Origin of the sequence: Sphingopyxis sp. (genome assembly GCF_035998905.1) — a bacterium.
Taxonomy (GTDB): domain Bacteria; phylum Pseudomonadota; class Alphaproteobacteria; order Sphingomonadales; family Sphingomonadaceae; genus Sphingopyxis.
The window spans coordinates 1-23,051 of record NZ_DASYHG010000017.1; the positions used below are offsets into that span (position 1 = coordinate 1).

Here is a 23,051-nt window from a genome sequence, read left to right on the forward strand (position 1 = left end):
GAGCAATCCGAAATGCTGGTGGCGAGAAGTGCCCGACGCCCGTCGCGCCGAGGAGGAATGGTGGCTCGCCAGTCATGTCTACTCGATGGAGGCCAATCCCCGAGCTCTTGGACCGATCATCGAGCGGCTGACGTGGCGGGAACGCTACGCACCGACAGCGCCATCGAACCGACCGCCATGAACGCTCAGCCAGAAACTATGCGCATCGGCACCCGTTATTAGACTGGAGAAAAGGCATGACCAAAAAGTCCACCAGGCTCGTCCCGACCGGAAGGCATAAGGCGCCCGTCAAACGAAAGGCTGCCACGCTTGCTGTCGGGCCCGCTACGGACGACACGCTGCTGTCGATCGTCGACTCCGAACTCGCTCTGGCAAAACTAATCGGCGTTGGAGGCGAAGTCGCGCGAGAAGGCGGCGTCGGTCTCGTCAGCGGCCGCGCCTATGCAACCCGCGAATGCGTCGTTCCCGCGGAAGAAATATTCTACGATCAGGCCGCGCGGCCCGGCGGCAAGGGGCCGTGGCTTGGTGAGGCGGACAAGGTGAGTTGGCGCGATGCGACGAGCGGATACGACTGCATCATGTTGCGTAACACGGGCGATGGTTTTCTCTCCGGATTTGTCGGCATTCCACACGACCACCCCCTCTGGGGCTGGGATGCCAACGCAGTTCCGCCAGACATCGGGATCGATGTGCATGGGGGTTTGACTTATTCAAGACTGTGCGAAGAAGGGCCGAGTCCGATGCGTCGGTTAGCCGTCGAGGCGCGACGCATCTGCCACGTGACATTACGACCGGCGGTTTACCATCCGGTCGAACACGCAACCGACCACAGGGTCGAAGATCCGCATGCGTGGTGGTTCGGCTTCAGTTGCGATCATGCCTACGATCTTATTCCGAACGCTACGCCGAGTTCCTCCGGATCGAAGTCGTCGGAGCTTGCACGGATATATCGCGACGACGCATATGTTGTCAGGGAAACGATTGCCCTCGCGGCTCAGCTGCGAGCAATCGCTGAAGGAGGCGCGGCGCCCGCGCGCGATAGCGCGCCGCCGCCGCTCGGCCTCGATCCTGGTCGCGGGGGTCGCCGTGGCTGACTTTGAGCGTCACCTCGGCGAACTCCCGTGGGGCTGGTGGCTTCGAGCCAATCCGCGCGGCTACGAGGATGAGGCTGGGCGAAATTGGGCAAGCGTCAGGGACGCCTTCTGGGAAGGTGAACTTGGCTTCCCGCCGGTCCACTTCGTGCCCGAACAGCATGAACTGATGCTGAGGGTGATGACCGCGATAAAGTCGATGTGGTGCGGCGAAGAGCGTCAGCACGACATTTTTGGCGGGGACATGATGTTCTGGCGTTTCTATCAGTGCTGGCTCGCCAGCATCGGAATGGTCGGGAAATCGAACGAGAGGAATTTTTTCGACGGGGGACTGACCTCTTTGGGGAATTCGGTCCTCATGATGCTGCAGGCCACGCGCGAGCCGGAATTCGAGCGCTTGCCAATGTCGGCGGTTGTCGCCGCGGTAAGTGCGAGCAAGGGGCTCGACGCCGAGGCACGAGAGCGTGCGCTGATCACCTTTGAGCAGCAGGTTGGATTTCGTCGCCATCTGTTCGCGCGCGAAGATTTCGGAAGTCGATACCTGGTGACGTTGACCGGACTTAAGGTTGGCGCGCGGATGCCGACGCGCAATATCGCGTGGTCGCAGTCCTTCGCCGATGCAGAATCGCGTGATGACCTCTTCGCCTGGCTCGCCGAGCGAGTGCACCGTTGGGATGATTGGGGTGAAATCGCTTACCGAAAGGGCGCGTCTGCGCTTACAAGCCATTTGTTGTCGGTTATCGTCGGAGCGGGAGGTCTTACTGTGTGACTCCGCGCGGTAGGGTAGGGGCTGCTTCGGCGGGGCGCAGCCGATAATCTGGAATGGAAATGCTTACGTGAATGGCGGGGCAGTTCATCGCGACGACGTCCGGTTCGCCCCCGTAATTGAGGGAGCGCTTGGGCTGCTCATGGCTGAACCACACCCGCGATAACTAAATTAACAACGCTCGCGTATGCTGGCCTTCGTGATCAGCCACATCATGTCGGCCAGAATGTCGCTTTTTTGCGTTCAATCCAGCGAACCTGATAAGTGGCAGGGGTGCCAAAAACCCCACTTCGCTTAAGTAGCAGATTTGGCTATAACTCCTTGAGATACCGATTGCCCTTTGCGAACGTCGTAAGGGGCAACGGCATTTCCTTCCATCATCGACACCCCGCCGGCGGCCGCGCTGTTTTCGGTGCTTTGCCAAACCCGTTGTCCGGGCTAGGAAAAAGCGGCTGATCTGGCGCAAGAGGGGTAGGGCATGACGGACAAGCGAAATTACCGCGCGGCGGGTGATCGCTGGTCCTTCCTCGCCATCCTGATTGCGATCACGCTGGCGTTCGCGCTGGTTCTCGCGCCCTTTTTTGCGGCGATCTTGTGGGCGGTGATCGCGGCGATCCTGTTCACACCCGTCTATCAGCGCCTGCTCGACCGGATGCCGCAGCGGCCAAGCAGCGCGGCGCTGCTCACCCTGCTGCTGATCATCGCTATCGTGATCCTGCCCGCCGCGATCCTGACCGGCGCGTTGGTGGGCGAGGCGACGACGATTTACAGCCGGATCCAGTCGGGCGAGATCAACCCCGTCCAGATTCTCGCTGATTTCCGGGCGGGGCTGCCGCAATGGGCATCGGCGGCGCTCCAGCGGCTCGGCCTCACCAACTTTGCGGCGGCGCGCGATATGCTGGGCGGCGGGGCGGCCGACGGCGTTCGCGCGATCCTGGGACAGGCGCTATTGTTCGGGCAAAGCCTGTTCGGCTTGCTGATCAAGCTCGCGGTGATGCTCTACCTCACCTATTTCCTGATCCGCGACGGGCACAAGATACAGCGGCGTATCGTTGCGGCGGTGCCGCTGCGCACCGACCATCTCGAACTGCTCGTCAAACGCTTCATCATCGTCGTGCGGGCGACGATCAAGGGCAGCATCGTCGTCGCGATCCTGCAAGGGCTGATCGGCGGGCTGGTGCTGTGGGCCTTGGGCGTCGAGGCGCCTTTGCTATGGGGCGTGCTGATGGGGGCGGCGTCGCTATTGCCCGCGGTCGGCACCGGCCTCGTCTGGGTGCCGATGGCTCTCTATCTGTTCGTTACCGGCGCGATCTGGCAGGGCGTGGTCCTCGTCTTCTGCGGGCTATTCGTCATCGGCATGGTCGACAATGTCCTCCGCCCGATCCTTGTCGGCCGCGAAACGCGCATACCCGACTATGTCGTGCTGATCACGACGCTGGGCGGGCTCCAGCTCTTCGGGTTTCACGGCATCGTCATCGGCCCGGTGATCGCCGCGATGTTCATCGCCGTCTGGGATATCGCCGCCGACATGCGCCGCGAATCGGCCGCCGCGGCAAAGGCCTGACGTCGCAGATTAGATTTTCGCGGCGAGCAGCCAGTCGTGGAACAGCTTGACCGCGGGCTGGCGCAGCGCGCGCGGGCGGCACACGAACCAATAGCTGTACGGGCTGTCGACGTCGAAGTCGAACAGGCGGATGAGCCGCGGGTCGTGCGCGTCGTCGAGATGGTGCCCGTGCATGAAGGCGACCCCGATACCCTGCGCCGCGGCCTCGAGCATCAGCGGGCCCGAATCGAAATAGTCGATCCCGGCGGGTTCCAGATAGGGCATGCCGATCGCCTTCTTCCATTCGGTGAAGGTCTCGGGCATTTCGCGGTGGAGCAGGATCGTCATCCGCTGCATCTGTTCGGGCACCGTAATCGGCCGGTTGCCGTCCATCAGCGTTCGCGAGGCGATCGGGAAGACCTTGTCCTGATCGAGGCGCGCGGCGTAGAGCGCGGGGTCGATCGACCGCGCGAGCGCGATCGCCGCGTCGATCCCGTCGCCCAGCCGCGCCTCGGCATGCGACATCGTGTCGATGTCGATATGGAGCTCGGGATGCTGACGCCTGAGTTCGGGAAGACGCGGGAAAAGCCGCTGCTGCGCGAACAGCGGCAGGACGTTGAGGTGGAGCCGCAGCGACGCGTCGGGGCTGCCGACCTGGCCGATCACCGTGCGCAGTTCATCGAGGATCGGCGACAATTGTTCGTGGAGCGCGCGTCCGGCTTCGGTCAGGCTCAGCCCGTGATGGTGGCGATTGAACAGTGGACGGCCGACGGCATGTTCGAGCGTCTGGATCCGGCGCGACAGCGCGGGCATCGACAGGCCGAGCTCGATCGCTGCGGCCTTGACCGTGCCATGGCGGGCAACCTCCAGAAAGGCTTCCATGCTGCTGATAGGGGGTAGGCGTGGCATATCCGTTGCCGATGATGACATGACCGTCGCGGACATGCCAGAATTTTGTGCAGTGCGTCATAAATTGGCGCGACGCGTGGGGGTCGTAAATCGGGAACGACCATCCTATCTTCGGCATTCTGACCTTTTTGAGGGAGACGCGCATTGGCCGACGCAGCGGTAAAAGAAAAACAGGTGAAACTGCAGGTGGCGAATGCCCGTGCCGAAGAAAGCGGCGGCGGAATCGCCCGTATTCCGCGCTCGGCGATGGCCGAACTGGGCGTCACCGAGGGCGATATTATTCAGATCAGCGGCAAGCGCGAGACCGCTTCGCGCGTCGTGCTGCCCTATGCCGAGGATGAGGGGCTGGAGGTGATCCGCCTCGACGGCCTCCAGCGCGCCAATGCCGGCGCCGGCGCGGGCGACATGGTCGTGCTGACCCGCGTCGAGACGCGTCCCGCAACGCGCGTCGTGTTTGCTCCGGCGCAGGAGAATCTGCGGCTGCAGGGGTCGGCCAATGCGCTCAAACGCAGCTTCTTCGGCCGTCCGCTCGTCGCGGGCGATACGGTCGCAACCGCCGGGCAGCAGCGACTGCCGTCGGGCGACATGCCGCCGCAGCTCCGCCAGATGCTCAACGCGCCCGCCTATGCGCTTGCCGAGGTGCGCCTGCTCGTCGTGTCAGCGAGCCCCAAGGGCGTCGTCTTCATCGACGAGAATACCGAAATCGAGCTGCTGCCGGAATATCAGGAGCCGCAGGACGCGCGCCGCACCGACGTCACCTATGACGACCTTGGCGGGCTGGGCGAGACGATCGACCAGCTTCGCGAGATGGTCGAGCTGCCGCTGCGCTACCCCGAACTCTTCCGTCGCCTCGGCGTCGATCCGCCGCGCGGCGTGTTGCTGCACGGCCCGCCGGGAACGGGCAAGACGCGTCTTGCGCGCGCCGTTGCGAACGAAAGCGAAGCGCAATTCTTCCTGATCAACGGTCCCGAGATCATGGGTAGCGCTTATGGTGAATCCGAAAAGCGGCTGCGCGATATCTTCGAACAGGCAGCGAAGTCGGCGCCGTCGATCCTGTTCATCGACGAAATCGATTCGATCGCGCCGAAGCGCGGGCAGGTGCAGGGGGAGGCCGAAAAGCGCCTCGTCGCGCAATTGCTCACGTTGATGGACGGCCTTGAACCGCGCACCAACCTCGTCGTGATCGCGGCCACCAACAGGCCTGACGCGATCGACGAGGCGCTGCGGCGTCCAGGCCGGTTCGACCGCGAGATCGTGATAGGCGTTCCCGATGAGAGCGGGCGCCGCGAAATCCTCGGCATCCACACGCGCGGCATGCCGCTCGCCGAGGATGTCGACCTCGCCGAGCTCGCGCGCACGACCTTTGGCTTTGTCGGCGCCGACATGGCGGCGCTCACGCGCGAAGCCGCGATCGAGGCGGTGCGGCGGATCATGCCCAAGCTGAACCTTGAGGAAGGGACGATCCCCGCCGAGGTGCTCGAGGAATTGCGCGTCACGCGCGACGACTTCAACAATGCGCTGAAGCGCGTCCAGCCGTCGGCGATGCGCGAAGTGATGGTGCAGGCGCCGAAGACGCGTTGGAGCGACATCGGCGGGCTCGACGCCGCGCGCGACAAGCTGATCGAGGGGATCGAACTGCCGCTTAAAAATCCCGAGGCGTTCCGGCGGCTCGGCATCCGTGCAGCCAAGGGCTTCCTGCTCTATGGCCCGCCTGGAACCGGCAAGACCTTGCTGGCGAAAGCCGCGGCGCGCGAATCCGATGCGAACTTCATTTCGATCAAATCGTCGGACCTGCTCTCCAAATGGTATGGCGAGAGCGAGCAGCAGATCGCACGGCTGTTCCAGCGCGCGCGCGCCGTTGCGCCGACGATCATCTTCATCGACGAACTCGACAGCCTCGTGCCCGCGCGCGGCAGCGGAACGTCGGGCGAGCCGCAGGTGACCGAACGCGTCGTCAACACGATCCTCGCCGAGATGGACGGGATCGAGGAGATGCAGTCGGTCGTCGTGATCGGCGCAACGAATCGCCCGAACCTGATCGACCCGGCGCTGCTTCGTCCAGGTCGCCTCGACGAATTGATCTATGTGTCGGTGCCCAATGCCGAGGGCCGCAAGCGCATCCTCGAAATCCAGACGGGCAAGATGCCGCTGGCGCAGGATGTCGACCTCGGCGTGCTCGCCGAAAAGTCCGATCGCTTCACCGGCGCGGACCTTGAGGATCTGACCCGCCGCGCCGGGCTGGCCGCGCTCAAGCGCTCGATGGACAGCGACACGGTGACGATGGAGGATTTCGAGACCGCGCTGAAGGACACGCGCGCTTCGGTGACCGAGGCGATGGAAAAGGATTATGAAAAGATCCAGGGCGAGATCAAGCAGGCGGCGATGAGCGTCGATCCGATCGGCTTCTTCGCGCCGGGGATGCTCAAGCCCTCGCGCGAGCGCAAGCATGAGGAACCGAAAGACTGAGCTGCAAGGATCCTAGGGCTGGTTAGGCTTCAACGCCGACCAGCCCCACAGGACCAGCCAGCCGCAAAAACCGGCCATCAGGCCGTAGGCGACCATCGGGTGCCAGTTATAGAGTAGCACCCCGATCGCGGGCGACACGATATAGGCCGACCCGTTGATCGATGCGGTCATCCCCGCGACGCTGCCCTGATCGCGGCGGGGCACCGACAGCGATGCGCCCGCGGTAAAACCGGGACGGAACAGGCCGAAGCCGAGCGAAGCGAGCGCGAAACCGATCACGATGCCGTGGAAATCGAAGGACAGCCCCGTCATCACCGTGCCGATTCCGCCGAGGCTCGCGCCGCTGAGCACCGCTGCGCGCGGTGACATTTTCAGGAGCGGGATCAGCCCCCATTGCGAGAGCAAGGTGGCGAAGGCACCCGCCATCAGCACGATTCCAGTCATCGCGGCGCCTTCGTCGGGACGAAGGCGGAGGTGCAGCCGGTCGAGGATCAGGAAGCCGATCACGCCGAGCATCATCGCCTGCGCCTGGCCGCCGAACAGGCCGGCCAGCAGCCAGGGGCGCACGCGCGTGTCGGTCCAGCGCAGGGCAGGGGCGTCGGCGCCCGGATCGAGAATCTGGTCTTCGGCTTCTTCGGCGGCGGTTTGCGGTGAGCCACCCGTCGTGGGGTAGGAAACGATCGCGCCGCGCGCCGCGAAGCGCGGCACATCATCGGGCAGGCGCCAGCGCAGCGCGATGAGCACCGCAAGCCCGATGGCCGCGAAAACGAGCAGCGGGCCGGCGAGGCCGACGATCGGCAGGATGAAGAAAGGCGCGATCGCGGGTCCGATCACGGTGCCGAGCCCGAATGAGGAGGATACCAGCGACAACGCCTGCGTGCGTTGGTCGGGGTCGGTGCGCGCGGCGACATAGGCCTGCACCGCGGGCGGCGCCGCCGATCCGAGCCCGCCATAGAGGCTGCGGAACAGCGCGAAGAGAATGAAGGTCGTCCCCGCCGCGAGCCAGCCCGCAAGGCCCGACCATAGCACGAGGCCGCACAGCGCCATCGACGACAGGAAGCCGACGACGCCGAGCGCCATCAGCGCCTTGCGCCCGCGCTTGTCCGACTGGCGCGCCCAGTGCGGTGCGGTGAGCACCCAGAGCAGCGCCGACCAGCTGAACGCCAGGCTGACCCAGACGTCGGGAATGTGCAGTTTGGCGCCGATCGCGGGCAGGATCGACTGCATCGCGGTGTTGCCCGCGGCGGCGACCAGCATCACCGCAAACAGCACCGCCATGCGGTCAGAGGGGATCGAATGCGATGTGGTCGCCATGTTCGCCCCCTCCTTGGCTCTGGTCGGTAACGCAGCCTCTCCCTACACGCGGGCGCCCCGCTGTCCAGAGTCAAGACAGACTCTTTCCTTGCGCCCCGGCGTCGATTTTGCCACGCCTTTGCTAACCGCAACAACGCGAAAGCCACCATGACCAATCCGCGGGCGCAGGCCCAAGAAACAAAAGCTCCGCTGGCCCGCCGGGTTCGCGAGGGGCTTCAGCGCTTTTTCGGGCCGTGGGGCATGTTCGTCCGCGGCTTCATCAAGCATCCGGTCATGGTGGGATCGATCGTGCCGTCGTCGCCGACGCTGATCCGCCACATGCTGCGCCCCGTCGACTGGAAGAACACGAAGCTGTTCGTCGAATATGGCCCGGGCGTCGGCACCTTCTGCCGCCCTGTGCTCGAACGCATGGCGGGCGATGCGACGCTGATCGCGATCGACACGAACGAGGATTTCATCGACTATCTGCGCAAGGATATCCGGGACAGCCGCTTCATCGCGGTCCACGGATCGGCGGCCGATGTCGAGGATATCGTCCGCGCACACGGGTTCGAGCACGCCGATTATGTCCTTTCGGGCCTGCCTTTCTCGACGCTGCCCGCCGGCGTCGGCCCCGCGATCGCAGCGGCGACGCACCGCGTGTTGCGCCCCGGCGGCGCATTCCTCGTCTATCAGTTCCGGGCCCGCGCGCGCGATTTTCTCGCCGCGCATTTCACCCGCATCGACAATGCGTTCGAATGGGTGAACGTCCCGCCCTGTTTCCTGTTCTGGGGCTGGAAAGACTAAACTTCCGGGTCGGGGTCGCCGAGCCCGAAGTTCAATTTTCGCGATACCGTATAATCGACGAAACCGACGACGAACCACGCGAGCGTCCAGCGGATGCGCGTCAGCCAGTTGCCGCGCGCCTTGTGCGAATCCGGGGTGACGATGTCGCAGTCTGGCTTCAGGCTGCCGAGGAAATTGCGCATCTTTTGGGCAAAACCCGCATCGGCGATGCGCACCATCACTTCGACGTTCACGAACAGGCTGCGCACGTCGAAATTGGCCGACCCGATATAGACGATATCGTCGATGACGATCAGCTTCATGTGCAGCCGGCACGGCTGATATTCCCAGATATCCGCGGTCTTACGCAGCAGATAGCCATAGAGCAGCCGCGACGCGCCGATCGTCGCCGGATTGTCGGACTTGCCCGCCATCACGAAGCGCGCCCGTCCGCGCCGCGCCACGCGGCCGAGCCGGCGGAGCATGCCCTGTCCGGGCGAGAAATAGGCCATCGCCATATCGAGCTGGCGCGCGTCGGCAAGATCGGCCCGCACCGCGCGCGCCCATGGCGACAGGCGCTGGGTCGGGCCGCCGACGAGCCAGGATACCGCCCCGCCGTCGATCGGCCATTCGCGGATCATCCGCCGCAGCATCAGCAGCTTGCCGTCGTCGTTGACCGCATAATCGTGGATTTCGTCGAACCAGCGCGCGGCGCGCGCCACCGTGGGTCCCTTGACGATCATCCCGATATCGAACCAGCAATCGCTGCGCGGCGGGCTCAAATAATCGTCGGCGATGTTGAAGCCGCCGGTGACTGCGACATGGTCGTCGATGAGGATCAGTTTCTGATGGTTGCGGATCAGATAGGTTGACCGCCAGCGGCGCGAGAAGAAGGTGACGCTGCCGCCTGCCGTGCGCAGCGGCGCGAACAGGCTGTCGGGGGTGTCGCCCGATCCGAAGCTGTCGATGACAGCGCGCACGCGGACGCCGCGTTTCGCGGCTACCAGCAGCGCGTCGACGATGCGTGTGCCCGCCGCGTCGCCTTCGAAGATATACATGATGATGTCGATGCTGTGCGCCGCGCCGTTGATCAGGTCGAGCAACCGCACCAGCCGTTCGCCGCCGTCGAAGATCAGCTCCAGCCGATGACCGGCGACATCTGCCGTCAGCCTTGGCGACAGGTCGACGGGGGCGCAGGCTGCGGTCATCGCCCGCTCATAGGCTGGCCGCCGTGCGCCCCGCAAGGGGAGGGCGACGCGAAAGCCGCGCTTTGATTGACATCGGCACGCCGGGCTGCTAGCGCGCAGCGCTTGCCGCCACGCCCCCAAAAAGGCTGGCCTCTCCTATATCTAAGGAAACAACATGGCCCGCGTTACCGTCGAGGATTGCGTCGACAAAGTTCCCAACCGTTTCGACCTGGTTCTGCTGTCGGCGCACCGCGCCCGCGAAATCTCGGGCGGTTCGGAACTGACCGTCGACCGCGACCGCGACAAGAACCCCGTCGTCGCGCTGCGCGAGATCGCCGAACAGACCGTGCGTCCGAAGGACCTCAAGGAAACGCTCGTCGGTTCGATGCAGAAGGTCGTCGTCGACGATGACGATACGCCCGATGAAATCAGCTCGATCAGCCGTTCGGCGGAGGCGCTTCGCCTGACCGCAGCGGCGCCGCCGCGCAGCCCCGCAGGCGGTGGCAGCGACTTCGAATAAGCGCTGCGTCGACGATATCACCAAGGGGGCCGCAGGAAACTGCGGCCCTTTTGTTATGAAACGTGCGTCAACTCGGCGATGCGGATCGCTTTCGACGCGAGCATCGGATCGAGGATTCGCTGGATGCGATGCGCGCGCGGCGAACCGATCGTGATGTTGAACAGGCTGTTCGCGATGACGTCGGCGATCTGGACGCCGTCGCTGCGACGACTGTCGGCGAGCGAGGCGCGACCCCATTGGCCGAGCCCCGCCTGGATCTCTTCGCGCACGTGCGCAAGGATCTTGGGGTCGTAGCGCCCATCGTCGATCACGACGTCGGTGCAGACCCCGCCCGTTTCGGGAAGCCAGCGCCCGATCGCGAGATTGAGCAGCGCGGCATAGAGCGCGAGGTCGCTGGGGAGGGTGCCGCCGGGATTGTGCGCGAGCTTGTCGCGCTCCGCAACCGCGACCCATGCGCGTCCGCCGGCGCGATCGAAGAGTTCGAGCAGATAGGCGCGCTCGACAAGGCTGATCCGGCTGCCCTTGAGCTCGCCGCGCAGCCCGGTGACGCCGCGAAAGCGTTCGTGGATTTCGCTTGCGGTGTCCGGCGTCAGCATCACTGCGGAGAAGGTCATCGCCCCGGCGTTGAGGCCGCCCGATTCATCGCAATAGATGGTCATTTCGCGGTTACCGCACGCGTCCGAAGAAGGCGGTCGAGCGGCTCTGACCTGGCGCAATGGCGTCTGGCCATTGCCAACGGACATGGGTGACGTCGGCCGCCGTGGCGGGGCGGGGAGCGGCGCCTTCGACCGGAACGGTCAATGACGCGAGCGCGCCATATTTTTTGCCTCCGTCGGCCGATACGCTGAAATCCTCCACATCGTTCGTGCCATCAAACATCAGCGCTTGCGGAATGGGATTGGCGATCACGACCCCCGACGCGGGCTTCGTGCCGTTATTGGTGAAAGTGAGCGAGATGCGTACCCGGTCACCCGGAACAACGACGTCAGGCGTGATATAGGATTGGGTCGCGGGCTGGCCGTTTTGGCCGGGGACCGTTTTTTCGAGTTCGACCTTGCTTGTTAGCGCCGGGGTACCCTGCGCGAATGCCGGCTGGGTACCGATCGCCAGAAGCGCTGCCGCCGCAGCCAGAATGTCCCGCCTCTTGCCCATCGTCTCGCTCTCCCTTGGTCCTGTTCGCACCTTTGGCGCATCAGGCGGGGCAGGGATAGCGTTTCTTCATCAGCGCATCGAACGCCGAATAGACGCTGACCTTGCTGCGTACGGGAGCGGGGTAGCTGCGAAGATGGGCGAGCCATTGATCGGGGCTCAGGCTCCCCGATTCGGGCGGGCAACTCGTCGTCTTGCGGCCTGCGCGGCGTTCGGCGTCGATCCGCGCCTTGTAGCGCTTGCCCGCGGCGACGACTTCGCCCTTGAGCTGGTTGCCCTGCGGCGTCGCGAGCGCGAGCGGGCCAAGCCGTTCGAGCGATGCTGCGCGCGCGAGGAACGCAGCGACGCTCATGTCGCCTGGCGCCATCGCGCAAAGCAAGGGGGCTGCGAGCAGGGCGGGCAAGAGGCGTGCATATGTCCGGTTGGTCATATGCCGCAACTTGCCCTCACCCAATGAATAGTCCCTGAATCGAAGGGGCTAGGCGCGAGGCCTAGGCGCCCTGCGGATTGGCGTCGCCGAACGGGCGCGGCTTGCGCTTGATCTGCGGGATACCGCCGGCATGGCCCGAAACGGGCTTGCCGCGCTTGTCGGCATCGTCCTCGCGGCCGATGTCTTCGCCCTTGATCGCGCGCTTGGCTTCCTCGCCCGACAGCGTCTCATATTCGAGCAGCGCACCGGCGAGCAGGTGGAGCTCGTCGATATTGTCGGTGAGCACCTTGCGCGCGACCTTTTCGCCTTCCTCGACGAGGCGGCGCACTTCGGCGTCGATCAGCTTGGCGGTTTCTTCGGACATATTCTGCGCGCGCGACACGCTGTGGCCGAGGAACACCTCGTCCTGATTGTCGCGGTAACGCAGCCAGCCGAGCTTTTCGGACATGCCATATTCCATGACCATCGCGCGAGCCATGTCGGTCGCCTGCTGGATATCGTTCGACGCGCCGGTGTTGAGCTCGTCCTTGCCGTAGATAAGCTGTTCGGCGATGCGACCACCGAAGCAGAGCGCGAGGCGCGCCTTCATCTGTTTCATATTCTGCGAATAGCGGTCGCGTTCGGGCAGGTTCCACGTCACGCCCAGCGCGCGGCCACGCGGGATGATCGTCACCTTGTGCAGCGGGTCATTATGCTCGACGTGCAGCGAGACGAGCGCGTGACCCGCCTCGTGATAGGCGGTCGCCTTCTTCTCGTCCTCGGTCATGACCATCGAGCGGCGTTCGGCGCCCATCATGACCTTGTCCTTGGCTTCCTCGAACTCGTCGTTGGCGATCAGGCGCTTGCCCTTGCGCGCCGCGAGCAGCGCGGCTTCGTTGCAAAGATTGGCCAGATCGGCGCCCGAGAAGCCGGGCGTGCCGCGCGCGACGCGGCGCAGGTCGACGTCGGGTGCCAGCGGCTTCTTGCGCGTGTGGACCTCGAGGATCTTCTGGCGGCCCTCGATGTCGGGGCGCGGGACGACGACCTGGCGGTCGAAGCGGCCCGGGCGGAGGAGGGCAGGGTCGAGCACGTCGGGGCGGTTCGTCGCGGCGACGATGATGATGCCTTCGTTCGCCTCGAAGCCGTCCATTTCGACGAGCAGCTGGTTCAGCGTCTGTTCGCGTTCGTCATTGCCGTTGCCGAGGCCGGCGCCGCGATGGCGGCCGACCGCGTCGATTTCGTCGATGAAGACGATGCACGGCGCGTTGCGCTTCGCCTGTTCGAACATGTCACGGACGCGGCTCGCGCCGACGCCGACAAACATTTCGACGAAGTCCGAACCCGAAATCGTGAAGAAGGGAACGCCCGCTTCACCCGCGATCGCGCGGGCGAGCAAGGTCTTGCCGGTGCCGGGCGAGCCGACGAGCAGCGCGCCCTTCGGAATCTGGCCGCCTAGCTTCGAGAATTTGGTCGGATCGCGCAGGAACTCGACGATTTCCTCGAGCTCTTCGCGCGCTTCGTCGATACCCGCGACATCGTCGAAGGTGACGCGGCCCTGCTTTTCGGTGAGCATCTTGGCGCGCGACTTGCCGAAGCCCATCGCGCCCGAGCCATTGTTCTTCTGCACCTGGCGGAAGACGAAGAAGGCGATGCCGAGGATCAGCAGGAAGGGCAGCGACTGGACGAGCATATACATCCAGAAATTCGGCACTTCGGCAGGCTTGCCGTCATATTTGACGCCATTGTCGTTGAGCATCTTCAAAAGTTCTGGGTCGCGCACGACGTTCGCGGTGAAGCGGTCGCCATTCGACAGCGTGCCGGTCACCTTGTCTTCGGAGAGGACGACCTCCTTGACCGCGCCTTCCTCGACCTTCTGGCGGAATTCCGAATAGGCAAGCGGATTGCCCGCGGGCTGCGATGCGCCGCCGAACATCGAGGCGACGAGGAGCATGGCCAGCAGGATGCCGCTCCAGATCATCACGCTCTTCATCCAGGGATTGCCCTGCGGTTCCTTGTCGTCCTGCATTCGGAATCTTTCCTCAACGGCGCGGCACTGCGCTCCTATCCGCACAAGATAGGATAATCGGGTTAAATGACAATGAGGCAATCAGCCCTTTTTAGGGACTTTCCGGCGCGGCGCCGCGGAAATGCGCCAAATCGTCCCTTCAAGACCCCGCACCGCGTCGATCAGCAGCGCCCCGACCATCGCGCGGCGGCCTTCGTGCATCGCGGCAATCACGCCGTCGAGCGACGCGCCGCGCAGCACGAGCTGCGGTGCATTGGCGCGCAGCCGCTGCGCGACGATGCGCCGGAACATCTCGGGCGGATAGCCGTCGTCGCGGATCACTGCGATGTCCGATGCGTCGGGCCAGCCGGCGATCAGCCGCTCGACCGCCCAGTCGAGTGCCTCGTCGGCCTCGGCAAGCCACGCGGCGGAGCGCGCCGCCGCGACGGGATCGAGCGCGGTCTGCGACCGGAGCGCATGGCGCAGCCGCGCGCGGTCGAAGCGATTGTCGCTGTTCGACGGATCGTCGACGAAGGGTAGGTCGTTGTCGAGTGCGAGGTCGACGAGTTCGCGCCGCCGCCAGTTGAGTAGCGGGCGCAGGATGACGCCATTCTTCGCGCGGATCGCGGCAAGGCCGCCGACACCGCTCGACCGGTTGAGCCGCATGACGATCGTTTCGAGCTGGTCGTCGGCGTGATGCGCGGTGACGATATGATTGAGCGCATTTGCCTCGCGCCATTGTTCGAGCAGGCGGTAACGCTCGGTGCGTGCCGCAGCCTGCTGCGATCCCTTGATCGGCGTCGGCGGGCGCAGCGTCGAATGCGGGATATGTTCGCGTTCGCAAAAGCCCGCGACCATGCGGGCTTCCTCGTCCGACCCTTTGCGGAGGCCATGATCGACCGTCGCTGCCCAGACCTGTCCGGGCAGCAGCGAGGCCATCAGCCACAGCAGCGCCATGCTGTCGGGGCCCCCCGAAACGGCGACGCCATAGTGAAGGCGGTGCCAGCCCGGGCCGAGGAGCGCGGCGAGGTCGCCAGCCAGTCGGCCGGCGACGTCGCGATCAGCAGCCTGCTTTTGCTTTTGCGGCGGCAGCATCGGTGCGGACATCCTGCGGCGCCTTGTCGCCATAGACTTCGTCGAGTTCGCGGAACGCCTTGCAGGCGTCGGCCTTGCGGCCAAGCTTGTCGAGCGCGACGCCCATGTACATCAGGCTGTGCGGCGCGCGCGCGCCGCTGGGGCGGTCCTTGTAATTATTGTAGAAGGCGACGGCGGCGAGGCTGGGTTTGCCTTCGTCGAGATAGGCGCGGCCGAGGAGGTTCTGCGCAAAGCTCGCCTGGCTGCTCTTCGGCCATTTGGTGACGACCTGCTTCAGTTGGGCTTGCGCTTCGGGGTAAAGCTTGGCTTCCCAAAGGCGGTAGCCGTAATCATAGGCGTCCTTGGTCTCGTTGCCGCTCGCCGGGACCTCGACCTTCTTGACGAGTGCGAGGCGCGCTGCGTCGGAGGCTGCGGGTTTTGCAGCGGGCGTCGCTGCGGGCTTCTTCACCGGGGTTGCGGCGACGGTGGTCGCGGCCGCGGGCGGCTTCACGACCGGCGCGAGGCTGGCGGGCGTTGCGGTCGGAGCGGCGACCGCAGCGGGATCGGCGAAGCGCTTCTCCATTTCGGCCTTATAGGCGGTGAACTGTTTTTCGAGTTCGCGAAGCTGGAAGGCGTTCTGCTCGGTCTGGCCGGTGAGCGTCTGGAGCTGGGATTCGAGCGCGTCGACGCGCGCGGTCAGGTCGATCACCGGGGCGGTGGTGCGCGACCGCTCGCCGGGGGTGTTGTCGGGCGCGATCTCGCCTTCGAAAAAGGTCGGGCTGCCGCCCGGGAAGACCGAACGCTGGACCGCGCGCATTTCCTTTTCGAGCCGTTCCACGCGCTTGCCGATCGTGTTGTCCTGCGCCGCGGCGGGCATTGTCGCTGCGAGGGCCAGCGTTGCCGCTCCGAGGAAGGTAATCTGACGCATCATCATCTGCCGTAAGGTCCCCACAAATTAACCATTTTGTCGTCCATAACGCGGCAAAGCGCAGCAGCGCAAACCCATTTCGGTGCGCTGCCGCTCGAACCGGCCCGAATGATCGGCGTTTCAGCCCTTGGGCTGCGCCCGTGCCGCCGGTGCCGCAGCGCCGGTGGCTCCATTGCCTTCGGCGCGCGCGACAAGGTCGGCGGGCTTCAGCGAGACATTCTTGACCAGCGTGTCGGCGGCGCCGATCGCGCCGACGTCGCGGCCGCCGACTGTGACCTTCAAGGCCTGCGGGATGCTCGTGCGCAGCGTGAACTTCTCGATATAATCCGGCGGCACCTGATAGGTTTCGCCGGCATCGAGCGTCCGCCAATTCTCGGTCTTGCCCTGCGCGTCGTCGAAGCCGATCCAGACCTCCGACAAGCCCGTCAGCACGACGGGTGCGTTCGCCGCGATGGCGGCCGCCCCGGCCTTTGTCGCGGGCGCAGCGGCGGCATCATTCTGCGGCGCTTCGGACGCATCGGCGTCGCGATTCTGCGCGGCGATCAGGGCTTCGTCGGGTTCGACCGAAAGGAAGCGCCAGACGCCATAAGCCGACGCCAGCAACAAGGTGACGATGACCAGCGTCCAGGTCAGCCGCGCGGTCGGCAGGCGTGCCGGGTCGGTCGGCTCATAGGCTTCGTAAAGCGGCCGCGAGCCATAGGCGTCTTCTTCGAGTTCCTGGCGAACCGCGGCGCCGATCTCGGCCTCGGGAAGGTCGACGGCGCGGGCATAGGCGCGCGCGAAACCGGTGACATAGGTCCGGCCCGGAAGTTCGGAAAAATCGGACTTTTCGATCGCAGCCAGATGGCGCTGGGTGATGCGCGTGCGCGTCGCAACATCGGCAAGCGACAGCCCCGCGGCTTCCCGCGCCAGCCGAAGCCGATCGCCGGTGCGCGTGATCGCCAACTCGCCCTGCTCCGGGGCGACGTCCTCATCCGTCATTGCTGTCTCCGTGCCGGCCGTTTGACCCAGATCGACCGTGTCGCCCGTTCATCGCATTGGGAACGCGCGAAAGTCAAATGAAGTTCGGTAAACGCCCGGCTGAAAAGATGCAGATCTGGGATCGTTGGAGCGGCGTTCGGATCGTTCGCGTTGCGGTGCAATGGAAGGCGGGTTTCGGGAGCGGTGAACGGACGCCTTCGCGCGAAAGCGGGAACCCCGATAATATAACTTGCGAGCAACAGGCGTTTGAACGCGGGATCAGCTGACGGTCGGCTACCTTCCGTCTGACTTCGGTCTTGAGGAACGTTGCTGCGCCCGAAAATCGGCATGCGTCAGCTTTGCAGGTGCCTGTTATCGGATGAAAGGAATGCGCCGTCCCGGAGGTCGGCGCATTCCTTCCTTCAATTGATGTCTTAGTCGGCGCTCGTGTCTTCCTGCTGTTTGGCCGTATCCTTGAGTTCGCCCTTCGTCATCCCCGTGACGAGTACGTTGCCGGAGCCTGCGAAGCTCGCAGCAGGAAGTGTCGCGACGCGATTGCCGACCTCGACGGTCACCGCCTGCACGACCCCGCCGCCGGTCTGGCGCAGTTCCTGGACATAGCCGATCACCTTGCCGCGCGCATCGGTCACCGCCATGCCCGGTTCGATCGCGAACATGCCAGCTCCGTTCGCCGCCCCGCTGCCGGCGGCGGCAAGCTGACCAAGGCTGCCCTGGAAGCTGCCCGCGACCGAGCCGGCGCCACTCGCGCTGCCCGAGACGTTCGACAGCGCGGAGCCCGTCCGGTCGCGGACAGTCCCGGCCGCACCGCGTGCCGTGTCGGCGGCGGCCGAAGCGGCGCCCCTTGCAGTCCCCACCGCGCTGCGCGCGGTGCTGCCGACGAAATCGGTGCCGACTGCCTGCGCATCGAGGCTGCCGCTGCCTGACGCGCTGCCCGAGCCGCTGGCGTCGCCGCCGACGCTGTTACCGAGCAGGTTGCCGTTGCCGTTTGCCGAACCCTTGCCGTTCGCGTCGGCGCTGCTCTTGCCCTGTACGCGGCCCGAGCGACGATCGATGCTCGTGTCGCCGCGGCCCGAACCGGTCAGGTCGCCGGCGGACCCAAGGGTGCCGCCGATGGGTCCGGTGGGGTTGCCGAGCGTGCTGCCGAGGCTGCCACCCAAGCCGCCGCCAAGGCCGCCCCCAAGGCCGCCGCTGCCGCCCAGCAACTGCGCTGAAGCCGGCGTCGAAAGGGCCATGGCCGACGCGGCGAGCGCGAGAGCCGAAATGAAAATGCGATGTGCCATTGTCCTTCTCCTCAAATCTTTGGCCCGGAGGGGGTGGGCCTGTGAAGAGAACGACGGCGCGTTTGAATTTATTCCGGGAAAAGTTCAGCGGTCGCCACAGGTGCCGCAAATCAGGCCGTGGCCATAGGTCTTGTCGCGGCCTGTCTTGCCGAGATCGCGGGCTTCCATGACGAGCGCGGCGACCGCCGGACCGATGCGGTCGATCGCGGGGGCCGGGTAGCGCAGCGAAAGCCGCCCGGCGACCAGCGGCGCCGCGAAAGAGGTCCCGCGCAGGCGATCCATGCTGCCCACCCCGGTCGCCGCTAGCACGCCGTCCCCCGGCGCGGCAAAATCGACATGGAGTGCGCGGCCCGCTTCGGGAAGCGCGCGGTCTTTGCGATCAACACCGGTGACCGCGAACACGCCGCGATAGGATGCCGGATAAGCGGGCGGTGCTGCGGGGCCGTCGTTGCCGACCGCTGCGACGATCAGCATGCCGCGCTGCTGCGCCCGCGCAACCGCGGAGGCAAGCAGCTTGTTGTCGGGGCCGACGAGGCTGATCGTCGTCACCGCGGCGCCGCTCTGCGCAAGCCAGCCGAGCGCGCGCGCGATCGCGCTGGCGCTGCCGCCTGCCGGGTCGGTGCCATAGACATCGGCGGCGAGCAGCCGCTGCCCCGCCGCGGCGCCGCGCACCGATCCGTCGCCGATGAGGAGCGACGCAACCGCGGTGCCATGGCGGCTGGCCGACGGTGCGCCCTTGGCGAAACCACGCTGTTCGACGCGTCCCGCAACCGACGGGTGCGCCGCGACGCCGCTGTCGATCAGGCCCAGCCTCGCCGTGCCATCACCGGCCGAAGCGGCCAGCGCGGCATGCGGAAGGGCGCCGCCCGATCCGCTCGCGAAATAGATGTTGTCGACATCGATTTCGGCGCCGGGGAGGAGTTTCGCAAGCTGCTTGCGCGCGCGGCCGAGGCTGCGTCCGTCGGGCACGCGAAAGCGCGCGATCTGGAGTCCGAGACCCTTGATGCTTTCGCGGTCGATCAGCACAAAGCCTTTGTCGGCGGCGAGCGCGATCATTGCCGCGTCAACACCGCTCGCGATCAGTATTCCGCGCACCGCGGGTTCGCCGCGATCGTCGAGTTCGATATGGTCGCGATTGCCACGCACCAATGCGGCAATGCGGTCGAGCCTGACCCGAGTGAGCTGGTCGCCGACCGATATCAACGGGCCGGTGTCGAGTTCGGGGAGCGCCGGAAGCGTGCGCGCCGCGTCGGGAAGCTGGACTGGCGGCAATTCGATCTGCGCGGCGACATGCGCTCCGGTTCCGCCGAGGAAAAGGCAGGCGAACGACAGGATTATGGTGCGGAACTTCATCTTGTCTCTCACAACGTCCCGAACGGGCGACCTTTCCCGAAAAAAATTTAGCAGGTTGTGGAAGAAACGATAGAAGGGCGTCGTTTCTTCCTGCGAACACCTGGAAACGGCGAAGATGCGCTTCGAAGAGGAACTGGTCGAACTGCTACCCCGCCTCCGCCGTTTTGCGCGCGGGTTGGCGCGCGATGTCGGCGACGCCGACGATCTGTGCCAGGCGGCGATCGAACGGGCCCTGAAATCGCAGGGTCAATGGCAACTGGGAACAAGACTGGATAGCTGGATGTACCGCATTATCCGCAATATCTGGATTGACGAGCGCCGTGCCGCCGGCCGGCGCGGCGTCCATGCGCCGATCGACGATGCCGTCACGCAGGTCGCCGGCGAAGGTGCCGCGGAAGTCGAGGCCGGCGCGCTGCGTGGCGATGTCGATGGCGCGATGGCGCGCCTGCCCGACGAACAGCGCGAGGTGGTGATGCTCGTCCTCGTTGAAGGCTATGCCTATCGCGAGGCGGCCGAAATATTGGAGGTGCCGATCGGCACCGTCACCTCGCGCCTCGCACGCGGGCGCGAAACCCTGATGCATTGGTTGGGAGAGGCGGCATGAGTTTCGATCCCGCAACCGTCGCCGCCTTTGTAGACGGCGAACTCGACGACCTCACCGCGCGCCGGGTCGAGCGTGAGGCCGAAAGCGACGCCGCGCTGGCGGCAGAGATCGCGCGCCACCGCGCGCTGAAGGCGCAGCTCGCGGCGCATTACGCGCCGGTAGCGGCCGAAGCGGTGCCCGACCGGCTGCGCGCGCTGCTGGCCGGGGATGGCGTCGATACCAGCCTTGCCGACCGGCGTGAAGCGAAACGCAGGCGCTTTGCCGCTGTTCATTGGGGCGCGATCGCGGCCTCGCTTGTGCTTGGATTGACGCTCGGGCTGCGGCCATGGGTGCAGCCCGTCGATGTGATCAGTTCGAACGGCACGCTCGCCGCGTCGGGTGCGCTTGCCGAGGCGCTCGATACCCAGCTTGCCTCGAACCAGCCGCAGGGCGGTGCGGTGCGGATCGGGCTCAGCTTTCGCGACCGCGACGGCCGCTATTGCCGCAGCTTCGAGGGCCGCATCCTGTCGGGTATCGGGTGCCGCGACGCCGGCCGCTGGTCGCTCGAGCGCACCATGGCGGGACAGGCGGGGTCGGATTATCGCCAAGCGGCATCGGGCGCGCTTGCGTCCGATGCCGCTGCGATGATGGCGGGCGATCCCTTCGACGCCGAAGCCGAGCGGGCTGCGCGCGACAAGGGCTGGCGTAACTGACTTCGTCCCGTTTCTCCTTTCAGACGGATGTCCGGTCAAAGCAGACTTCCCTTGCCGCCCGAAGAGATCGTCAATGGTGCGCCAGCGTTCGCCGGAATGATCAAGCGACAGGACACCGAACGACCTTGGCCGACGGTAAGTGGCCTTTACATCCTAAAGCACATATTTGCTGAGGTCGGTGTCGCCGACAACTTCGGCGAGCTGGTTGTCGACATAGGCGGCGTCGATGTCGAGCGTCGTGTCGGGAGCGTCTTCGGCGGTGAAGCTGATTTCCTCGACCAGCCGTTCCATGATCGTCTGGAGACGGCGCGCGCCGATATTCTCGACCTTCTCGTTGACCTCCGCCGCGAGCTTCGCGACGCGTGCGATCGCGTCGCTGGTGAAGTTCAGCGTCACGCCTTCGGTGCCGAGCAGCGCGACATATTGTTCGGGGAGGCCAGCCTTCGTCTCGCTGAGGATGCGAACGAAATCCTCCTCAGAGAGTACGCCCAGCTCGACGCGGATTGGCAGGCGGCCCTGCAGTTCTGGAAGCAGGTCGCTGGGCTTGGCGACGTGGAAGGCGCCCGACGCGATGAACAGGATATGGTCGGTCTTCATCGGACCATATTTGGTCGCGACGGTCGTGCCCTCGATCAGCGGCAGCAGGTCGCGCTGGACGCCCTCGCGGCTTACCGAGCCGCCGCGCACATCGCTGACCGCGATCTTGTCGATCTCGTCGAGGAATACGATGCCATTGGCCTCGGCGTCGGCGAGCGCGACGCGCGCGACATCGTCCTGGTCGAGGCGTTTGTCCTGCTCCTCCTCGATCAATCGCGTTGCGGCGTCGATCACCTTCAGCTTGCGGCGCTTCTTGGGCAGACCGCCCATCGCCTTGCCGAGCATGTCGGACAGGTTGATCATGTTCATCTGGCCCGGCTGGCCGGGCAGGTCGAACGGCATGTTCGGCGCGTCGGCGACCTCGATCTCGATCTCGCTGTCGTCGAGATGGCCCTCGCGGATGCGCTGGCGAAAGCTCTGACGCGTCGCCTCGCTCGCGCCCTTGCCGGTGAGGGCGTCGAGCAGGCGTTCCATCGCGGCCTCCTCGGCGGCGGCGCGCACGGCCTCGCGGCGGCGGTCCTTTTCGAGCCGCACGGCTTCCTCGACGAGGTCGCGCGCAATCTGTTCGACGTCGCGGCCGACATAGCCGACCTCGGTGAACTTGGTTGCCTCGACCTTGATGAACGGCGCGTCGGCGAGTTTCGCCAGACGGCGCGAAATCTCAGTCTTGCCGCAGCCGGTGGGGCCAATCATCAGGATATTCTTGGGGCTCACCTCATCGCGCAGGTCGGGCGATAATTGCTGGCGGCGCCAGCGATTGCGGAGCGCGACCGCGACTGCGCGCTTGGCGGCGTCCTGGCCGATGATATGCGTGTCGAGCGCGGCGACGATCGCCTTGGGAGTCAGGTCTTTGTTCATGTGTCGTAGAAGTCCAACAGAGAGAAGCTCATTTGACCGCTAGATGGGATTGACCCTGCCCAAGTCAAGCCGGGTGGATTGGATCGTGCGCGCATAGGTTCGGCTTGGGGGCGGCGGCATCGGGCATTTGACCGATGTCACCTACCATGCCTGTGGAAAAACGGATTTCCTAGTCAAATTGGACACATAAATCTAAAAATTGGAGTAAATTGGCACCGCCGGCGGTAAAAAATTCAATATATTTGGAATATATTCAGCAAAATCAGCGTTAGATTTTCGATTGTATATATTCGACGTATATTTATCGTATAAAATTCCCAAATGAAATTAATGGCTTATCATTCCTCGTGCGACTCGCTTTTGGTCGCGACATGGTGTGGAGGTATAGCCATGAAGAAGAGTGAAAACGGCATCGTCGACCTTGGCGATGCTCGCGTCGAAACCCGCGGCGTCGGCGAACTCGGCCCGCTGGACATCCAGACGTTCCAGCGGACTTACAACGCTGGCATCCAGTCGGACGACTGACGCGACGGGCGTGCGGTGCCGGCAACGGTGCCGCA

The 23,051-nt window shown here is 65.1% G+C and carries 22 protein-coding genes and 1 pseudogene; 10 read left to right on the forward strand and 13 right to left on the reverse strand.

What is annotated here, in order from left to right; genetic code table 11:
- The 4 genes and pseudogenes from VGN62_RS08710 to VGN62_RS08725 form a co-directional block, all read left to right on the forward strand.
- Positions 1-181, forward strand: a pseudogene (locus tag VGN62_RS08710) (DNA polymerase III subunit epsilon); the annotation flags it as partial.
- 55 nt (positions 182-236) lie between these two features.
- Positions 237-1,094 carry a hypothetical protein gene (locus VGN62_RS08715; RefSeq protein ID WP_327452803.1) on the forward strand — a complete coding sequence of 286 codons (858 nt, stop codon included), beginning with the start codon at positions 237-239 and terminating at the stop codon, positions 1,092-1,094.
- A complete protein-coding gene (locus VGN62_RS08720; RefSeq protein ID WP_327452806.1) occupies positions 1,087-1,860 on the forward strand; it encodes a hypothetical protein in 774 nt (257 codons plus the stop codon). Before VGN62_RS08715 ends, VGN62_RS08720 begins: the two co-directional genes overlap by 8 nt.
- A 475-nt stretch (positions 1,861-2,335) precedes the next feature.
- Positions 2,336-3,421 (forward strand): AI-2E family transporter, encoded by a 1,086-nt coding sequence (locus VGN62_RS08725; protein ID WP_327452808.1) that lies wholly within the window; start codon positions 2,336-2,338, stop codon positions 3,419-3,421.
- A gap of 9 nt (positions 3,422-3,430) precedes the next feature.
- Here the strand turns inward: VGN62_RS08725 and VGN62_RS08730 are convergent, their stop codons facing one another.
- Positions 3,431-4,309 (reverse strand): LysR substrate-binding domain-containing protein, encoded by an 879-nt coding sequence (locus tag VGN62_RS08730; RefSeq protein WP_327452810.1) that lies wholly within the window; start codon positions 4,307-4,309, stop codon positions 3,431-3,433.
- 144 nt (positions 4,310-4,453) lie between these two features.
- Between VGN62_RS08730 and VGN62_RS08735 the strand changes: the two genes are divergently transcribed.
- The gene (locus tag VGN62_RS08735; protein WP_414713262.1) at positions 4,454-6,775 is read left to right on the forward strand and encodes a CDC48 family AAA ATPase; all 2,322 of its coding nucleotides are present in this window, start codon (positions 4,454-4,456) and stop codon (positions 6,773-6,775) included.
- A gap of 12 nt (positions 6,776-6,787) precedes the next feature.
- On the opposite strand, the gene VGN62_RS08740 is transcribed toward VGN62_RS08735, so the two are convergent.
- Positions 6,788-8,089, reverse strand: a complete 1,302-nt coding sequence (locus VGN62_RS08740; protein WP_327452812.1) for an MFS transporter — start codon at positions 8,087-8,089, stop codon at positions 6,788-6,790.
- A 147-nt stretch (positions 8,090-8,236) separates the two neighbouring features.
- Here VGN62_RS08740 and VGN62_RS08745 point away from each other — a divergent pair, with 147 nt between their 5' ends.
- Positions 8,237-8,875: a class I SAM-dependent methyltransferase gene (locus VGN62_RS08745; protein ID WP_327452814.1), complete on the forward strand. Its 639-nt coding sequence runs from the start codon at positions 8,237-8,239 to the stop codon at positions 8,873-8,875.
- Here the strand turns inward: VGN62_RS08745 and VGN62_RS08750 are convergent.
- Complete coding sequence (locus tag VGN62_RS08750) at positions 8,872-10,062, reverse strand: phosphatidylserine/phosphatidylglycerophosphate/cardiolipin synthase family protein (protein ID WP_327452816.1); 1,191 nt, start codon at positions 10,060-10,062, stop codon at positions 8,872-8,874. The genes VGN62_RS08745 and VGN62_RS08750 overlap by 4 nt on opposite strands.
- A gap of 154 nt (positions 10,063-10,216) precedes the next feature.
- Here VGN62_RS08750 and rpoZ point away from each other — a divergent pair, with 154 nt between their 5' ends.
- The gene (gene rpoZ / locus VGN62_RS08755; RefSeq protein ID WP_037515032.1) at positions 10,217-10,561 is read left to right on the forward strand and encodes a DNA-directed RNA polymerase subunit omega; all 345 of its coding nucleotides are present in this window, start codon (positions 10,217-10,219) and stop codon (positions 10,559-10,561) included.
- 53 nt (positions 10,562-10,614) lie between these two features.
- On the opposite strand, the gene VGN62_RS08760 is transcribed toward rpoZ, so the two are convergent.
- The 9 genes from VGN62_RS08760 to VGN62_RS08800 all read right to left on the reverse strand — a co-directional run bounded on the left by VGN62_RS08760 (position 10,615) and on the right by VGN62_RS08800 (position 19,740).
- Positions 10,615-11,220, reverse strand: a complete 606-nt coding sequence (locus VGN62_RS08760; RefSeq protein WP_327452819.1) for a DUF3800 domain-containing protein — start codon at positions 11,218-11,220, stop codon at positions 10,615-10,617.
- A gap of 7 nt (positions 11,221-11,227) precedes the next feature.
- A complete protein-coding gene (locus VGN62_RS08765; protein WP_327452821.1) occupies positions 11,228-11,713 on the reverse strand; it encodes a hypothetical protein in 486 nt (161 codons plus the stop codon).
- Positions 11,714-11,753: 40 nt separating this feature from the next.
- A complete protein-coding gene (locus tag VGN62_RS08770; RefSeq protein ID WP_327452823.1) occupies positions 11,754-12,140 on the reverse strand; it encodes a hypothetical protein in 387 nt (128 codons plus the stop codon).
- A 61-nt stretch (positions 12,141-12,201) separates the two neighbouring features.
- The gene (ftsH, locus tag VGN62_RS08775; RefSeq protein WP_327452825.1) at positions 12,202-14,145 is read right to left on the reverse strand and encodes an ATP-dependent zinc metalloprotease FtsH; all 1,944 of its coding nucleotides are present in this window, start codon (positions 14,143-14,145) and stop codon (positions 12,202-12,204) included.
- A gap of 81 nt (positions 14,146-14,226) precedes the next feature.
- The gene (gene tilS / locus VGN62_RS08780; protein ID WP_327452827.1) at positions 14,227-15,231 is read right to left on the reverse strand and encodes a tRNA lysidine(34) synthetase TilS; all 1,005 of its coding nucleotides are present in this window, start codon (positions 15,229-15,231) and stop codon (positions 14,227-14,229) included.
- Positions 15,185-16,132 carry a tetratricopeptide repeat protein gene (locus tag VGN62_RS08785; protein ID WP_414713263.1) on the reverse strand — a complete coding sequence of 316 codons (948 nt, stop codon included), beginning with the start codon at positions 16,130-16,132 and terminating at the stop codon, positions 15,185-15,187. The genes tilS and VGN62_RS08785 overlap by 47 nt, the downstream gene beginning before the upstream one ends.
- A gap of 114 nt (positions 16,133-16,246) precedes the next feature.
- Positions 16,247-17,107, reverse strand: a complete 861-nt coding sequence (locus VGN62_RS08790; RefSeq protein ID WP_327452831.1) for a helix-turn-helix domain-containing protein — start codon at positions 17,105-17,107, stop codon at positions 16,247-16,249.
- 413 nt (positions 17,108-17,520) lie between these two features.
- Positions 17,521-18,387: a hypothetical protein gene (locus VGN62_RS08795; protein ID WP_327452833.1), complete on the reverse strand. Its 867-nt coding sequence runs from the start codon at positions 18,385-18,387 to the stop codon at positions 17,521-17,523.
- A gap of 84 nt (positions 18,388-18,471) precedes the next feature.
- On the reverse strand, positions 18,472-19,740 hold the full coding sequence (locus VGN62_RS08800; protein ID WP_327452835.1) for a S8 family serine peptidase: 1,269 nt from the start codon (positions 19,738-19,740) through the stop codon (positions 18,472-18,474).
- Positions 19,741-19,855: 115 nt separating this feature from the next.
- Between VGN62_RS08800 and VGN62_RS08805 the strand changes: the two genes are divergently transcribed.
- Both VGN62_RS08805 and VGN62_RS08810 read left to right on the forward strand, forming a co-directional pair.
- Positions 19,856-20,344 carry an RNA polymerase sigma factor gene (locus tag VGN62_RS08805; RefSeq protein WP_327452837.1) on the forward strand — a complete coding sequence of 163 codons (489 nt, stop codon included), beginning with the start codon at positions 19,856-19,858 and terminating at the stop codon, positions 20,342-20,344.
- Positions 20,341-21,036, forward strand: a complete 696-nt coding sequence (locus VGN62_RS08810; RefSeq protein ID WP_327452840.1) for an anti-sigma factor — start codon at positions 20,341-20,343, stop codon at positions 21,034-21,036. Before VGN62_RS08805 ends, VGN62_RS08810 begins: the two co-directional genes overlap by 4 nt.
- 153 nt (positions 21,037-21,189) lie before the next feature.
- On the opposite strand, the gene hslU is transcribed toward VGN62_RS08810, so the two are convergent.
- Positions 21,190-22,491, reverse strand: coding sequence for an ATP-dependent protease ATPase subunit HslU (hslU, locus tag VGN62_RS08815; RefSeq protein ID WP_327452842.1), 1,302 nt, complete (start codon positions 22,489-22,491; stop codon positions 21,190-21,192).
- A 390-nt stretch (positions 22,492-22,881) separates the two neighbouring features.
- Between hslU and VGN62_RS08820 the strand changes: the two genes are divergently transcribed.
- On the forward strand, positions 22,882-23,016 hold the full coding sequence (locus VGN62_RS08820) for a hypothetical protein (protein ID WP_327452844.1): 135 nt from the start codon (positions 22,882-22,884) through the stop codon (positions 23,014-23,016).
- Positions 23,017-23,051 lie beyond the last annotated feature (35 nt).

What these genes read in the sequence shown, in the direction of transcription:
- VGN62_RS08745 (WP_327452814.1), top strand. Translation starts at nt 8,237, where the DNA reads ATGACCAATCCGCGGGCGCAGGCCCAAGAAACAAAAGCTCCGCTGGCC.
- tilS (WP_327452827.1), bottom strand. Translation starts at nt 15,231, where the DNA reads ATGTCCGCACCGATGCTGCCGCCGCAAAAGCAAAAGCAGGCTGCTGAT.
- VGN62_RS08770 (WP_327452823.1), bottom strand. Translation starts at nt 12,140, where the DNA reads ATGACCAACCGGACATATGCACGCCTCTTGCCCGCCCTGCTCGCAGCC.
- VGN62_RS08740 (WP_327452812.1), bottom strand. Translation starts at nt 8,089, where the DNA reads ATGGCGACCACATCGCATTCGATCCCCTCTGACCGCATGGCGGTGCTG.
- VGN62_RS08800 (WP_327452835.1), bottom strand. Translation starts at nt 19,740, where the DNA reads ATGAAGTTCCGCACCATAATCCTGTCGTTCGCCTGCCTTTTCCTCGGC.
- ftsH (WP_327452825.1), bottom strand. Translation starts at nt 14,145, where the DNA reads ATGCAGGACGACAAGGAACCGCAGGGCAATCCCTGGATGAAGAGCGTG.
- VGN62_RS08795 (WP_327452833.1), bottom strand. Translation starts at nt 18,387, where the DNA reads ATGGCACATCGCATTTTCATTTCGGCTCTCGCGCTCGCCGCGTCGGCC.
- VGN62_RS08805 (WP_327452837.1), top strand. Translation starts at nt 19,856, where the DNA reads ATGCGCTTCGAAGAGGAACTGGTCGAACTGCTACCCCGCCTCCGCCGT.
- VGN62_RS08810 (WP_327452840.1), top strand. Translation starts at nt 20,341, where the DNA reads ATGAGTTTCGATCCCGCAACCGTCGCCGCCTTTGTAGACGGCGAACTC.
- VGN62_RS08785 (WP_414713263.1), bottom strand. Translation starts at nt 16,132, where the DNA reads ATGATGATGCGTCAGATTACCTTCCTCGGAGCGGCAACGCTGGCCCTC.
- VGN62_RS08750 (WP_327452816.1), bottom strand. Translation starts at nt 10,062, where the DNA reads ATGACCGCAGCCTGCGCCCCCGTCGACCTGTCGCCAAGGCTGACGGCA.
- VGN62_RS08790 (WP_327452831.1), bottom strand. Translation starts at nt 17,107, where the DNA reads ATGACGGATGAGGACGTCGCCCCGGAGCAGGGCGAGTTGGCGATCACG.
- VGN62_RS08820 (WP_327452844.1), top strand. Translation starts at nt 22,882, where the DNA reads ATGAAGAAGAGTGAAAACGGCATCGTCGACCTTGGCGATGCTCGCGTC.
- VGN62_RS08715 (WP_327452803.1), top strand. Translation starts at nt 237, where the DNA reads ATGACCAAAAAGTCCACCAGGCTCGTCCCGACCGGAAGGCATAAGGCG.
- VGN62_RS08760 (WP_327452819.1), bottom strand. Translation starts at nt 11,220, where the DNA reads ATGACCATCTATTGCGATGAATCGGGCGGCCTCAACGCCGGGGCGATG.
- VGN62_RS08765 (WP_327452821.1), bottom strand. Translation starts at nt 11,713, where the DNA reads ATGGGCAAGAGGCGGGACATTCTGGCTGCGGCGGCAGCGCTTCTGGCG.
- VGN62_RS08725 (WP_327452808.1), top strand. Translation starts at nt 2,336, where the DNA reads ATGACGGACAAGCGAAATTACCGCGCGGCGGGTGATCGCTGGTCCTTC.
- rpoZ (WP_037515032.1), top strand. Translation starts at nt 10,217, where the DNA reads ATGGCCCGCGTTACCGTCGAGGATTGCGTCGACAAAGTTCCCAACCGT.
- hslU (WP_327452842.1), bottom strand. Translation starts at nt 22,491, where the DNA reads ATGAACAAAGACCTGACTCCCAAGGCGATCGTCGCCGCGCTCGACACG.
- VGN62_RS08730 (WP_327452810.1), bottom strand. Translation starts at nt 4,309, where the DNA reads ATGCCACGCCTACCCCCTATCAGCAGCATGGAAGCCTTTCTGGAGGTT.